The 12486-nt window shown below is 59.3% G+C and carries 14 protein-coding genes; 3 read left to right on the top strand and 11 right to left on the bottom strand.

Annotated elements, in window-relative coordinates:
- Positions 1-3 precede the first annotated feature (3 nt).
- The gene (locus ELQ88_RS28250) at positions 4-1221 is read left to right on the top strand and encodes an argininosuccinate synthase (protein ID WP_007898502.1); all 1218 of its coding nucleotides are present in this window, start codon (positions 4-6) and stop codon (positions 1219-1221) included.
- A 147-nt stretch (positions 1222-1368) separates the two neighbouring features.
- Here ELQ88_RS28250 and ELQ88_RS28245 read toward each other — a convergent pair whose 3' ends face one another.
- Positions 1369-2067: a hypothetical protein gene (locus ELQ88_RS28245; RefSeq protein ID WP_128872624.1), complete on the bottom strand. Its 699-nt coding sequence runs from the start codon at positions 2065-2067 to the stop codon at positions 1369-1371.
- A 494-nt stretch (positions 2068-2561) separates the two neighbouring features.
- On the opposite strand from ELQ88_RS28245, the gene ELQ88_RS28240 reads away from it, so the two are divergent.
- Entirely contained in the window at positions 2562-3188 is a 627-nt protein-coding gene (locus tag ELQ88_RS28240) for a response regulator transcription factor (RefSeq protein ID WP_128872623.1), read from the top strand.
- Positions 3189-3276: 88 nt separating this feature from the next.
- On the opposite strand, the gene ELQ88_RS28235 is transcribed toward ELQ88_RS28240, so the two are convergent.
- The 9 genes from ELQ88_RS28235 to ELQ88_RS34220 form a co-directional block, all read right to left on the bottom strand.
- On the bottom strand, positions 3277-3456 hold the full coding sequence (locus ELQ88_RS28235; protein WP_007898493.1) for a hypothetical protein: 180 nt from the start codon (positions 3454-3456) through the stop codon (positions 3277-3279).
- Between the two features lie 107 nt (positions 3457-3563).
- On the bottom strand, positions 3564-4202 hold the full coding sequence (gene nth, locus ELQ88_RS28230) for an endonuclease III (RefSeq protein ID WP_128872622.1): 639 nt from the start codon (positions 4200-4202) through the stop codon (positions 3564-3566).
- 25 nt (positions 4203-4227) lie between these two features.
- The gene (locus tag ELQ88_RS28225) at positions 4228-4815 is read right to left on the bottom strand and encodes an Rnf-Nqr domain containing protein (protein WP_128872621.1); all 588 of its coding nucleotides are present in this window, start codon (positions 4813-4815) and stop codon (positions 4228-4230) included.
- A complete protein-coding gene (locus tag ELQ88_RS28220; RefSeq protein WP_128872620.1) occupies positions 4808-5419 on the bottom strand; it encodes an RnfABCDGE type electron transport complex subunit G in 612 nt (203 codons plus the stop codon). The genes ELQ88_RS28225 and ELQ88_RS28220 overlap by 8 nt, the downstream gene beginning before the upstream one ends.
- A complete protein-coding gene (locus ELQ88_RS28215) occupies positions 5416-6408 on the bottom strand; it encodes an RnfABCDGE type electron transport complex subunit D (RefSeq protein WP_138968975.1) in 993 nt (330 codons plus the stop codon). The genes ELQ88_RS28220 and ELQ88_RS28215 overlap by 4 nt, the downstream gene beginning before the upstream one ends.
- Positions 6395-7405, bottom strand: coding sequence for an electron transport complex subunit RsxB (rsxB, locus tag ELQ88_RS28210; RefSeq protein ID WP_138968974.1), 1011 nt, complete (start codon positions 7403-7405; stop codon positions 6395-6397). Before rsxB ends, ELQ88_RS28215 begins: the two co-directional genes overlap by 14 nt.
- Positions 7402-7971 (bottom strand): Rnf-Nqr domain containing protein, encoded by a 570-nt coding sequence (locus ELQ88_RS28205; protein ID WP_138968973.1) that lies wholly within the window; start codon positions 7969-7971, stop codon positions 7402-7404. The genes rsxB and ELQ88_RS28205 overlap by 4 nt, the downstream gene beginning before the upstream one ends.
- 143 nt (positions 7972-8114) lie before the next feature.
- Positions 8115-10166 carry a methionine--tRNA ligase gene (gene metG, locus ELQ88_RS28200; protein ID WP_128872616.1) on the bottom strand — a complete coding sequence of 684 codons (2052 nt, stop codon included), beginning with the start codon at positions 10164-10166 and terminating at the stop codon, positions 8115-8117.
- 9 nt (positions 10167-10175) lie between these two features.
- Positions 10176-10340 (bottom strand): hypothetical protein, encoded by a 165-nt coding sequence (locus ELQ88_RS34220; RefSeq protein ID WP_161599992.1) that lies wholly within the window; start codon positions 10338-10340, stop codon positions 10176-10178.
- Between the two features lie 66 nt (positions 10341-10406).
- Here ELQ88_RS34220 and apbC point away from each other — a divergent pair, with 66 nt between their 5' ends.
- Positions 10407-11501, top strand: coding sequence for an iron-sulfur cluster carrier protein ApbC (gene apbC, locus ELQ88_RS28195; protein ID WP_128872615.1), 1095 nt, complete (start codon positions 10407-10409; stop codon positions 11499-11501).
- A gap of 131 nt (positions 11502-11632) precedes the next feature.
- Here apbC and ELQ88_RS28185 read toward each other — a convergent pair whose 3' ends face one another.
- A complete protein-coding gene (locus tag ELQ88_RS28185) occupies positions 11633-12391 on the bottom strand; it encodes an SDR family oxidoreductase (protein WP_138968971.1) in 759 nt (252 codons plus the stop codon).
- Positions 12392-12486: the final 95 nt, after the last annotated feature.

The raw sequence follows: 12486 nt of genomic DNA, 5'->3' as shown, positions 1-12486 counted from the left end.
GGCATGGCGGACGTAAACAAGGTCGTTCTGGCGTATTCCGGCGGCCTGGACACTTCGGTGATCCTCAAGTGGCTGCAGGATACTTATAACTGTGAAGTCGTGACCTTCACCGCTGACCTGGGTCAGGGCGAAGAGGTCGAGCCGGCCCGCGCCAAGGCTCAGGCCATGGGCGTAAAAGAAATCTACATCGATGATCTGCGCGAAGAGTTCGTGCGTGATTTCGTGTTCCCGATGTTCCGCGCCAACACCGTTTACGAAGGCGAGTACCTGTTGGGTACTTCCATCGCTCGTCCGTTGATCGCCAAGCGCCTGATCGAAATCGCCAACGAAACCGGCGCTGACGCCATTTCCCATGGCGCGACCGGCAAGGGTAACGACCAGGTGCGTTTCGAACTGGGCGCCTACGCCCTGAAGCCAGGCGTGAAGGTCATCGCTCCGTGGCGCGAATGGGACCTGCTGTCCCGTGAAAAGCTGATGGATTACGCTGAAAAGCACAACATCCCGATCGAGCGTCACGGCAAGAAAAAATCCCCGTACTCGATGGATGCCAACCTGCTGCACATCTCCTATGAGGGCGGCGTGCTGGAAGACACCTGGACCGAGCACGAAGAAGACATGTGGAAATGGACCGTCTCCCCGGAGAAGGCTCCCGACAAGGCGCAGTACCTGGAACTGACCTACCGCAACGGCGATATCGTCGCGCTGGACGGCGTCGAAATGACTCCGGCTACCGTGCTGGCGACCCTGAACCGCATCGGTGGCGAACACGGTATCGGCCGTCTCGACATCGTCGAGAACCGCTACGTCGGCATGAAGTCCCGTGGCTGCTACGAAACCCCTGGCGGCACCATCATGCTGCGCGCCCACCGTGCGATCGAATCGATCACCCTGGACCGCGAAGTGGCTCACCTCAAGGATGAGCTGATGCCGAAATACGCCAGCCTGATCTATACCGGTTACTGGTGGAGCCCTGAGCGTCTGATGCTGCAACAGATGATCGATGCCTCCCAGGCCCATGTGAACGGCGTTGTGCGCCTGAAGCTGTACAAGGGCAACGTGATCGTCACCGGCCGCAAGTCCGACGAATCGCTGTTCGACGCCAACATCGCGACCTTCGAGGAAGATGGCGGCGCTTACAACCAGGCCGATGCGGCGGGCTTCATCAAGCTCAACGCCTTGCGCATGCGTATTGCGGCGAACAAAGGCCGCAAGCTGTTCTGAGACCTCAGATAGCGCAGTGCAACCTGCGTCATTGAATCATTGGCCTTGTCGTTGACAAGGCCAATGATCTGAAGGGGGGTGTTCTGCCTGACATTGCGCTGCCGCGTACTGATGACTGTCCTGTCTGCCTCTACCGGTCTTCAATCGCTATTGACTGTCTTGTGTCAATGGATGCGTTTGTTCAATGACCGTCACGCCATTTGAATTCAAATTGTAAGCAAGATAGAGCGCAGCACCACTGTGTTTCTTTGTGTTTCCTGCAGGTTTGAATGGGCGCTCTTTCAGCAGCCTCTGTGATTCATTGCAGGTGATGAACACGATGGCATGTGCAGCTTTCCCCTGTTCTTGTCGAATATTTTCCAGCGAGGCGCCCATCTCGATGTGTTGGCTCATCCCGCGAATATCGACGATGTACAGGTCTTTGAGGCGCTCCGGCAGGCGGACGTAATGCTCCGGCGCGGCCTGTAGATCCGTCCCACGTGGGTCCTGTGCGTAATCGGGGGGGGGCGTGGAGCCGCGATCAATCGTCGATTGCCTTCGGGCCGGGTTTTTATGGGTCGTCCTGGACTCACGCTTTCCCGGATGCTCCGTCTTGCTCATGGCTTTTATGAAGTGCTCGCCGTTTTCAAAATCGGAAGGCGCGTAAAGCGACCGATAGTTGAAGTTGAGTGTGGCAAAGAAAAGAAACAGCAGATAAAAAGGAAAGCTGATCAAGAACCAGACGTAGATATCCCGGTCTTCATCATCAAGGAAGGGCAGGGAGACAGCTGCTGAAGTTTCCGACAGCGTTGCGAATATCGCGATGAGTGTCAGGGGGTTGGTGATCTTCTGTTTTATATGTTCCATGTTTTATTCTCATTGAAGTTGGTCTTTTCTCTTGGGTTTGTGGGAGAGGTTTTGGTCTGCTGCTTGGGATGGTAACTGCTTGTTAGTGTTTCGGGTATATCTGTTTCATTGTATTAGCGTCTAGTGGTTGTTTGGCTGTATGAATGAGAGGGCACGGAATGGGCAACATTATTAATGTGCGTCCTGGGCCGGAAAATATCGGTTACTTTTCAGGGTAGTTCAAACGTCGTTGCAAGGCGGATTTTCGGTGTCCGAGTCTTTTTGTTGATTTTATGGTTGCAAATCGATACAAAAAAACGATGAAGAATTGCAAGTCGAGCGCCTGACCAGTTTTCTGATGCAGAATATTCAAGGAATTTTTGTAGGAATAATCTGTGTTGTGTGTAGGGAATGTCTTTTGCTGTGGATGGCTGGGGGGGGCGGCATGCCACGGGTGAAACGACTAGGCTATTGTGCGGGCTCTAAAAATTCGAACAGCAAAATTGGACTTGCCCATGAATAAAGTGCTGATCGTGGATGATCACCCCGTCATTCGTCTAGCGGTACGTATGCTGATGGAGCGTCATGGCTACGAAGTCATTGCAGAAACAGATAATGGCGTGGATGCGTTACAGCTTGCCCGCGAACTTATGCCCGATATTGTCATTCTGGATATTGGCATTCCGAAACTCGATGGGTTGGAAGTCATTGCGCGTCTGGCATCGGCAGCCATGCCGATAAAAGTATTGATATTGACGTCCCAGGCCCCGGGACATTTCTCCATGCGTTGCATGCAGTCGGGGGCTGCCGGATATGTCTGCAAGCAACAGGATCTCACTGAATTGCTCAGCGCGATAAAGGCTGTATTGTCAGGCTACAGTTATTTTCCGAATCAAGCCCTGCACACGGTGCGTTCCAGTATGGGCAATGCCAGTGAGTCCGATATGGTGGATCGTCTGTCGGGGCGGGAAATGATGGTGTTGCAGCAATTGGCCCGCGGAAGGACCAACAAGGAGATTGCCGACGGCATGTTCCTTAGCAATAAAACCGTCAGCACTTACAAGACGCGCTTGTTATTGAAGCTCAATGCGCGTTCCCTGGTCGATCTGATCGAATTGGCGCAACGCAATGGTCTGGTGTGACGGCGGCAACGTACACGATAGGCGTCAGGCGATTATCAGAGGGGCGGCACTGGGTAAAAAGCCTCCGTTTCGGGAGGCTTTCAAGGTGTCATAGATCAAAATCGTAATCGGCCAATTGCTTTTGCAGTCGGCGCTCCTCCAGCAGATTGTCAATGGTGCGGCGTTTACTGAGGTTGGTCTTTGCCACTTCAACCACTGGCTCGGCGTCATCAGCCTCAACGGGGGTGAAGTCGTCTTCTACGTCCAATTGCTCTTTGCCAGTACTCATAGGGTCAACTCCAGGCTAAGACTGCCTTTGGCGCTCCTTATATCGACATTCGTGCGGCGGGTAAAAAAGATTTTTTCAATCGATAAATCGAAAAAACTAATAGCGCCTCAATCGTCGGAGGTCTTGTGCTTGTATTCGCACAGGTCTTCAATCCGGCAACTGCCACAGCGGGGCTTGCGAGCCAGGCAGACGTAGCGACCGTGGAGAATCAGCCAGTGATGAGAATCGAGCAGGTATTGCCTGGGCACGAACTTCATCAGTTTCGTCTCGACCTCGACCACATTCTTGCCCGGAGCAATCCCGGTACGGTTGCTGACCCGGAAAATATGGGTGTCCACGGCCATGGTCAGCTGACGGAATGCCGTATTGAGCACCACGTTGGCCGTTTTGCGACCGACACCGGGTAGCGCTTCCAGCGCTTCACGGGTTTGCGGCACTTCGCCGCCATGACGCTCCACGAGCAAGCGACAGGTCTCGATCACATTTTTCGCTTTGCTGTTGAACAGTCCGATCGTCTTGATGTACTCCGACAATCCCTCGACGCCCAAGGCATGAATCGCGGCAGGCGTATTGGCCACCGGATAGAGTTTGGCGGTGGCCTTGTTGACGCCGACATCGGTCGACTGTGCCGAAAGAATCACGGCGATCAGCAGTTCGAACGGCGACGAGTAGGCCAGTTCGGTTTTCGGTTCCGGGTTGTCTTCGTGAAACCTGCGGAAAATTTCCAGACGTTTTGCAGCATTCATGAACAGTGATTTTCCTCGAAGACAGTCAGTGTGAAGGTGTCGGGTGCGCCCAGGCCTGCCAGGCGGCGAGCAGCAGCCCGAGCAGAATGAATCCACCGGGCGCCAGGATAGCCAGGCGTACCCCACCGTCGGCGGTCAGGACCCAGCCTTGCCAGTCCGGTTGCGCGGCGCCAGCCAGCCACGGCAGGTGGCCGCCCAGTGTGCCGCTGCCCAACAGCTCTCGCAGAAAACCCATACCCATCAGTAACGCACCGAACAGGCCGCACAGGCGCAGGCGATCACGCCCTGTGCGCTGGAAAAAACCGGTCTGGTCCATGACGACGCATTGCAAGGCGATCAATCCTGCATACCAGCCCATCTGTTGATGCCATTGAAGCGACCAGGCCTGCGCCCCGAGTTCAGCGCAACTGGTCAGCGTGGCCGCCAGCAAGACGCCAGCCAGCACGTGGGTCGCCGGAATCAGTCGAGCGCGCAAGGCGCCCATGCACAGGCCAAAGGCACTGCTTACCATGATGAACATCAGCCACAAGCCCAGCGCCTTCATCAGTGAGTCCGTCGCGCCGATCAGGGGGGCCAGCATCAGCGAGTGTTGCAGGGGCGATGAGTTATTCATGGGCACTGCTCCCGAGCAGCTGTTGCGAGTGTTGATCAAAGTAGCGCAACGCGTCATGAATGGCGTTGATCACCGCTCTTGAAGTGATGGTCGCGCCAGCGATCTGATCGAATGTCCCCTGATCTTTTTTCAGCGCCCAGCCCGCATCGCCAGGTTCGGCTTGCGATTTACCCGCAAAGACCTGAAGCCAGGCGTTGGGCCAGTCGGCAATCCTGCCACCCAGCCCCGGCGTTTCCGATTGATTGAGGGTTTTGACGCCCAGCAACCGGCCATTGGCACCGATGGCGATCAGCAGTTCGATTGAGCCTGCATAGCCCAGGGTCTGGCTGCGCAGCAATACGGCGCTGGGTTGGCCGGCCTTGGTCGCGCGGTAGCCACCCAGCAGCATGCTTTCTGGCAAGCCTGTTCTTGCAAGGCTGAGGGGCTGTTCCAGCGGCTGATTGTCATAACTGTCAGGGGGCAGCACGTCGAGCAGGTGGCGACTGTCGATCAGACGCTGTTCAGCCGCAATGCGCGGCGCGCTAGTGAGCTGCACGAGGTAGGTCGCGCCTGTTCCCAGGCCCGCCAGCAACACCAGGATCACGCCACTCGACGCTCGGCTCATGGTTCAACCCGCTCCTGCCTGGCCGCGGCAATCCGCTCCAGCGCCGGTACGCACAGGTTCATCAGCAGTACGGCAAAGGCTACGCCGTCCGGATAGCCGCCCCAGGTGCGCAGCACATACGTCAGCAGCCCCACGCCCGCGCCAAACAGCAGACGGGCTCCGGGGCTTTTGGCGCCGGATACCGGTTCGGTGACAATAAAGAATGCCCCCAGCATGCTCGCGCCAGTGAGCAGATGAAACAGCGGTGAGCCATGGGAATCGGAGCCGGTGCCGTTCCAGCACAGCAGACTGATCACGAACAGGCTGGCCAGCATGCCGACCGGCGCGTGCCAGCTGAACACCCGCCGTTGCAGCAGAAACGCGCCGCCCGCCAAAAAGGCCAGGTTGACCCATTCCACGCCACGCCCGCCGAACCGGCCGAATGCCGGGTTATCGGCGAACAGTTCGTCCATGGTCAGGCTGTTGTTGATCCGCAGGCTGTCCAGTGCGGTGGCCTGGGCCCAGGCATCCGGTGCCTGGCCGGGACTGAAACCGAACACCTGCCGCAAGCCACCGAGCAGGTCCATGCCATGGGACGATGGCCAATGGGTCATCTGCTGGGGAAAGGCCACCAGCACAAGGGCAAAACCGAGCATCGCCGGGTTGAACGGGTTCTTGCCGACGCCACCATACAGGTGCTTGCCAAACACCAGCGCAAAAGCCACCGCACTGACCGTCAGCCACCACGGGCAATAAGGCGGCAAGGCCAGTGCCAGCAGCGTCGCACTGACCAGCGCGCTGCAGTCGCTCAAGGTCGGTTTGATGGGGCGCTTGCGCAGCCGCAATACCAGCGCTTCAACCGCCAATGCGGTCACTCCCGCCAGCAGCAGGTTGATCAACACGCCCCAGCCATTCCACCAGAACAACACCAGCATTCCCGGCACCGTGGCCAGCAAAACCTGCGTCATGGCCTGCTGAAGGCGTTCGTCGGCCGGTTCAGGCAGTGGCATGGGCATCCACCTGCTGCTCGGCTTCAGTCACCGCGCGCTCCAGCGCTGCAATGTGTTCGGCCGGTGCTTCACTGGCTTGAGCTTTCTTGAGTTCGGCGCGGCGCATGGCCAATTGGATCTTCGCCCGATTCAGCTGCGCATTCTTCACCGGGGCCACAGGCGCCGGGGCAGGTGCAGCAGTGCTCTCCAGTCTGGCCAGGGCTTGCTCGGCGGCCTCGAACTGCTGTTGCAGCACGATCAGTTGCGATTGCTGATCGAACGTCGGCGGATGCCCGAAAGCCTTGAGCGATTTATTCAGTTGCGCGCGGCTCATCGCCAGATCGATCTTGGCCTTTTTCAGTGCGGCATCGGCATTGGCGGCCTTTTGCGCGCGCACGCGTTCCAGGGCTGCCTGCACCGGATCGAGCGCCACGTCACTGTGCTGCGGCACGGCGCGTTGCGCCCGGGCTTGGCGCTCGGCGAGTTTCTGTTGTTCTTCACGACGCAAGCGGGCGTTGCGCTGTTCAAACCGGCGCCGCGCGTGATTGCGTTTGGCGGCGCGAGCCTGTTGCTGTTCAAGACTGAACGCCAGGCCGCCGACCACCGGCACTACCGTGGCCAGCGGCAACGGTCGCATCTCGATGCAATCCACCGGGCAGGGCGCTACACAGAGGTCGCAACCGGTGCATTCGTCGACGATGACCGTGTGCATCAGTTTGGCTGCACCGACGATGGCGTCCACCGGGCACGCCTGGATGCATTTGGTGCAACCGATGCACTCGGCCTCGCGGATGTAAGCGATTTGCGCGGGAGCCGCACCGCGACTGGTGTCCAGCTCCAGCACCGGCACCTTCAGCAGGTCTGCCAGGGCCGCGATGGTTTCGCTGCCGCCCGGCGGGCACTTGTTGATCGACTCGCCGCTGGCGATGCCTTCGGCGTAGGGCTTGCATCCGGGGTGGCCGCACTTGCCGCATTGGGTCTGCGGCAAGAGGGCGTCGATGCGTTGAATCAGACTCATGTTTTGATCAGCCCGCTGAATCCGAGAAAAGCCACTGCGATCAGTCCGGCGCCGATCAGATCGATCGGCAGGCCGCGAAAGGGCAGGGGGATATCGTTATCGAGTGTGCGCTGGCGCAGGTCGCTGAACAGACTCAGCACCAGCCAGAAACCCAGCCCGGCGCCGAGGCTCAGGGCTGTGGCGTGAAAGAATCCCTTGTCATTTTGCACATTGATCAGCGCCAGGCCGAGTACTCCGGCGTTACCCAGCAGCAGCGGCCAGAGGCCTTCGAACGAGAGCTTCTCAAACAGCCGTGCAAGCAGCTTCAACAAGGGCGCGATCAACAGCACGCTCAGTGGCAGAAATACGAACAGGCGCAGCGGCGTCAGCCCCAAAGGCACCAGCAGCCAGTGATAAAGCGCGTAGCTCGACAGGCCGACAATCAGCATCAGGCACGTCGTCGCAATGCCCAGCGCATGCACCTGGCGGCGCTCGCTGCCCAGCAGCGGATCGACGCCCAGCGGCCAGTGCAACACGAGGTTGTTGATCAGGGCGGCGCTGATAAGCGTAAGCAGTATCTCGGTCATGATCGTGCCGGCAAGAACGGGGGCTTTCCAATGGAGCTGTCTAACAAGGTTAGGCATTATCCGGCAAGGACGGAGGGTGGGCCAGACATGAAAATCCCACAGGCGCGCCAGGCACGACTGTGGGATCGATTTGCCGCAGGGTGTTACTTGATGCGCTGACCTGGCTTGGCGCCGCTGTCAGGGCTGAGCAGGTAGATTTCTTCACCGCCGGGACCGGCGGCCATCACCATGCCTTCGGAGATGCCGAACTTCATTTTGCGCGGCTTGAGGTTGGCGATCATCATGGTCAGGCGACCATCGAGCTTGGACGGATCCGGGTAAGCGCTCTTGATCCCGGAGAACACGTTGCGTTGCTCGTCACCGATGTCCAATGTCAGGCGCAGCAGCTTGTCGGCACCTTCCACGTGTTCGGCCTTGACGATCAGCGCGACGCGCAAGTCGACCGCGGCAAACGCGTCGAACTCGATCTCCGGCGACAGCGGATCCTTGGCCAGCTCGCCGTTGCCGGCAGGCGCGGCATTGCCGGTGTCGGTCTGGCTGGCGGTCAGGTCTTCTTTCGACGCATCGGTCATGGCTTGCACTTTCACCGGGTCGATACGGGTCATCAACGGCTTGAACTCGTTCAACTGATGGTTGCTGAGCAAGGTCGCGTGGTCGTTCCAGGTCAGCGGCGCGACGTTGAGGAACGCCTCGGCGTCGGCGGCCAGCAGCGGCAATACCGGCTTGAGGAAGATCACCAGTTGGCGGAACAGGTTGATGCCCAGGGCACAGATGGCCTGGACTTCTTCCTGCTTGCCTTCCTGTTTGTTCAGCGACCACGGCGCCTTGTCGGCGATCCAGGCGTTGGCGCGGTCGGCCAGGCCCATGATCTCGCGCATGGCGCGGGCGAAGTCGCGAGCCTCGTAGGCTTCGGCAATGCTCGGCGCAGCGGCGAGGAAGGCTTCAGTCAGTTCCGGCGCGGCGTTACCGGCCACCAGCACACCCGCGTTGCCTTTGTGGATGAAGCCGGCGCAACGGCTGGCGATGTTGACGACTTTACCGACCAGGTCGGAGTTGACCTTCTGCACGAAGTCTTCGAGGTTCAGGTCCAGGTCGTCGACGCCACGGCCGAGCTTGGCCGCGTAGTAGTAACGCAGGTATTCCGGCGACAGGTGATCCAGGTAGGTCCGGGCCTTGATGAAGGTGCCGCGGGACTTGGACATTTTCTGACCGTTGACGGTCAGGTAGCCGTGCACGTTGATGCCGGTCGGTTTACGGAACCCGGCGCCTTCGAGCATGGCGGGCCAGAACAGCGCGTGGAAATTGACGATGTCCTTGCCGATGAAGTGATACAGCTCGGCGGTGGAGTCTTTGTTCCAGAACGCATCGAAGTCCAGTTCCGGCTTGCGGTCGCACAGGTTCTTGAAGCTGGCCATGTAGCCGATCGGCGCATCCAGCCAGACATAGAAGTACTTGCCCGGCTCGTCGGGGATCTCGAAACCGAAGTACGGCGCATCACGGGAGATGTCCCATTGTTGCAGGCCGGCATCGAGCCATTCGGCGATCTTGTTGGCCACGGCTTCTTGCAGGGTGCCGCTGCGGGTCCAGGCCTGCAGCATTTCCTGGAAGTCCGGCAGCTTGAAGAAGAAGTGCTGGGAATCCTTGAGCACCGGGGTGGCGCCGGAGATCGCCGACTTCGGATCCTTCAGGTCGGTCGGTGCGTAGGTCGCACCGCATTTTTCGCAATTGTCGCCATACTGGTCTTCGGTGCCGCATTTCGGGCAGGTGCCCTTGATGAAGCGGTCGGCCAGGAACATTTTCTTTTCCGGGTCGAAGTATTGCGTGATCGAACGCGTGGCGATGTGCCCGGCGTCGCGCAGCTTCAGGTAGACCTGGCTCGACAGCTCACGGTTTTCTTCGGCGTGAGTGGAGTGGAAATTGTCGAAGTCCACCAGGAACTCGGCAAAGTCGGCGCTGTGTTCAGCCTGGACGTTGGCGATCAGTTGTTCCGGAGTGATGCCTTCCTTCTCCGCGCGCAGCATGATGGCCGAACCGTGGGCGTCGTCGGCGCAGACATAAATGCATTGATTGCCGCGGTGCTTCTGGAAGCGCACCCACATATCGGTCTGGATGTATTCCAGCATGTGGCCAAGATGGATCGAACCATTGGCATAGGGCAGGGCGCTGGTGACGAGGATCTTGCGTGGCTCGGACATGGGGCTCGGCTACTTGATGAAACGGAGGTCGGCCACTATAAAGCGCTGGCGCATATTTTTCACCCCGTGAGCCTGTTTCATCTTGTAGGAGCCAGGCTTGCCGGCGAAGGCATTCCCGAGTACGCCTCCGCCGACAAGCCGGGCCCCCACAAAAATCGCGATCTTTTTGGGCATCCCGCCAGACCATCAGAACAGGTACGATACCCGCCTGATTTTCCAGTCTTGCTATCGGAGTTGCCCATGAGCGCCGTCAATCGCGCAGCGGTGGAAGCCGTCCTTCGCCAATACACCGACCCCTACCTGAACCAGGACCCGGTCAGCGCCGGGTGCGTGCGCAGCATCGACCTCCAGGGCGATCGTGTCAGCGTCCAGCTGGAGCTGGGTTACGCCGCCGGCCTGTTCAAGAGTGGCTGGGCGCAAATGCTGCAAATGGCCATCGAACAGCTCGACGGCGTGACCAGCGCCCGTGTCGAGATCACCAGTGTGATCGCCGCGCACAAGGCTCAGGCACAGATTCCCGGCCTGGCCAACGTCAAGAACGTGGTGGCCGTGGCGTCCGGCAAGGGCGGTGTGGGCAAATCCACCACCGCCGCCAACCTGGCCCTGGCACTGGCCCGCGAAGGCGCCAAGGTCGGGATTCTCGACGCGGACATCTACGGTCCGAGCCAGGGCATCATGTTTGGTATCCCCGAAGGTACCCGACCGAAGGTCAAGGATCAGAAATGGTTCGTGCCGATCGAGTCCCATGGCGTCGAAGTGATGTCCATGGCGTTCCTGACCGACGACAACACGCCGATGGTCTGGCGCGGGCCGATGGTTTCCGGGGCGTTGTTGCAACTGGTCACTCAAACGGCCTGGGGCGACCTGGATTACCTGGTCATCGACATGCCCCCTGGCACCGGCGACATCCAGTTGACCCTGGCGCAGAAAGTCCCGGTGGCCGGTGCGGTGATCGTGACCACGCCGCAGGACCTGGCACTGCTGGACGCGCGCAAGGGTGTGGAGATGTTCCGCAAGGTCAACATCCCGGTGCTGGGCGTGGTGGAAAACATGGCCGTGCACATCTGCTCCAACTGCGGGCATGCCGAGCATCTGTTCGGTGAGGGCGGAGGGGTGAAGCTGGCCAACCAGTACGGCGTCGAACTGTTAGCCTCGTTGCCGTTGGCAATGGCTATCCGCGAACAGGCCGATGGCGGCAAGCCGACAGTGATCGCCGAGCCGGACAGCCCGATTGCGCTGGTGTACCAGGAACTGGCTCGTCATGTCGGCGCGCGGATTGTGTTGCAGGAAGCGGTGACGCCGGCAATGCCGAATATCACCATCAGCGACGATTGATTCGCTGAAGAAACGCGGTCCAATTGTGGGAGCGGGCTTGCTCGCGAAAGCGGTGTGTCATTCAGTATTAATGTTGACTGATACACCGCTTTCGCGAGCAAGCCCGCTCCCACATTTATTTTGCGGTGGTCTTAAATGCGCATCCCGCCATCCAACTCCAGTATCCGCCCGGTGTAATAGTCGTTCTCGAAGATATACGCCGCCGAATGAGCAATCTCCTCCGGCGTGCCCATGCGCTTGAGCGGGATCCCGGACGTCATCTTCTCCAGCGCTTCCGGTTTCATCCCCAGGGTCATTTCGGTTTCGATAAAGCCCGGTGCAATGCCCGCCACACGAATGCCGTAGCGTGCCAGTTCCTTCGCCCAGGTCACGGTGGCTGCAGCCACCCCGGCCTTGGCGGCGGAGTAGTTGGTCTGGCCGACGTTACCGGCGCGGGAGATCGACGAAATATTGATGATCGTGCCGCCCGTCTGCAGCTCGATCATTTTCGCCGCGACTTCCCGGGTGCACAGGAACACGCCGGTCAGGTTGACGTCGATGACCGCCTGCCATTGGGCCAGGCTCATTTTGGTCATCGCGCCATCCTTGACCTTGACCAGCAGAGCGTCGCGCAGGATCCCGGCGTTGTTGACCAGGCCATGGATCGCACCAAAATCGTCGGCCACTTGGGCGACCATGTGCGTCACTTGCTCTTCGTCGGCGACGTTGCACAAGTAGGCGCGGGCTTCGACGCCCTTGACCTGGCACGCGGCGACGGCGTCGTCGAGTTTTTCCCGGTTCAGGTCCACCAGCGCCAGCTTCGCGCCAAGGCCGGCGAAATACTCGGCCATGGAGCGACCTAAACCCTGGCAACCGCCCGTGATAATGATTACTTTGTCAGTGAGTTGCATTCGCATGCCCCAATAGCAGGTCAGAGTGGTTTTCCTCCTGGATAGCCTCTCGATCTGCACCTGATGTGGCCTGGTTGCACATGAGAACTGCCCGC

Origin of the sequence: Pseudomonas sp. MPC6 (assembly GCF_006094435.1) — a bacterium.
GTDB lineage: Bacteria > Pseudomonadota > Gammaproteobacteria > Pseudomonadales > Pseudomonadaceae > Aquipseudomonas.
The sequence above is the reverse complement of the archived record's forward strand: the minus strand, read 5'-3'. Positions and strand labels throughout refer to the sequence as shown.

Coding starts and splice junctions, on each gene's coding strand:
- ELQ88_RS28240 (WP_128872623.1), top strand. CDS start 2,562: ATGAATAAAGTGCTGATCGTGGATGATCACCCCGTCATTCGTCTAGCG.
- ELQ88_RS28215 (WP_138968975.1), bottom strand. CDS start 6,408: ATGCCACTGCCTGAACCGGCCGACGAACGCCTTCAGCAGGCCATGACG.
- ELQ88_RS28245 (WP_128872624.1), bottom strand. CDS start 2,067: ATGGAACATATAAAACAGAAGATCACCAACCCCCTGACACTCATCGCG.
- ELQ88_RS28235 (WP_007898493.1), bottom strand. CDS start 3,456: ATGAGTACTGGCAAAGAGCAATTGGACGTAGAAGACGACTTCACCCCC.
- apbC (WP_128872615.1), top strand. CDS start 10,407: ATGAGCGCCGTCAATCGCGCAGCGGTGGAAGCCGTCCTTCGCCAATAC.
- ELQ88_RS28250 (WP_007898502.1), top strand. CDS start 4: ATGGCGGACGTAAACAAGGTCGTTCTGGCGTATTCCGGCGGCCTGGAC.
- ELQ88_RS28185 (WP_138968971.1), bottom strand. CDS start 12,391: ATGCAACTCACTGACAAAGTAATCATTATCACGGGCGGTTGCCAGGGT.
- ELQ88_RS28220 (WP_128872620.1), bottom strand. CDS start 5,419: ATGAGCCGAGCGTCGAGTGGCGTGATCCTGGTGTTGCTGGCGGGCCTG.
- nth (WP_128872622.1), bottom strand. CDS start 4,202: ATGAATGCTGCAAAACGTCTGGAAATTTTCCGCAGGTTTCACGAAGAC.
- ELQ88_RS28225 (WP_128872621.1), bottom strand. CDS start 4,815: ATGAATAACTCATCGCCCCTGCAACACTCGCTGATGCTGGCCCCCCTG.
- rsxB (WP_138968974.1), bottom strand. CDS start 7,405: ATGAGTCTGATTCAACGCATCGACGCCCTCTTGCCGCAGACCCAATGC.
- metG (WP_128872616.1), bottom strand. CDS start 10,166: ATGTCCGAGCCACGCAAGATCCTCGTCACCAGCGCCCTGCCCTATGCC.
- ELQ88_RS34220 (WP_161599992.1), bottom strand. CDS start 10,340: ATGCCCAAAAAGATCGCGATTTTTGTGGGGGCCCGGCTTGTCGGCGGA.
- ELQ88_RS28205 (WP_138968973.1), bottom strand. CDS start 7,971: ATGACCGAGATACTGCTTACGCTTATCAGCGCCGCCCTGATCAACAAC.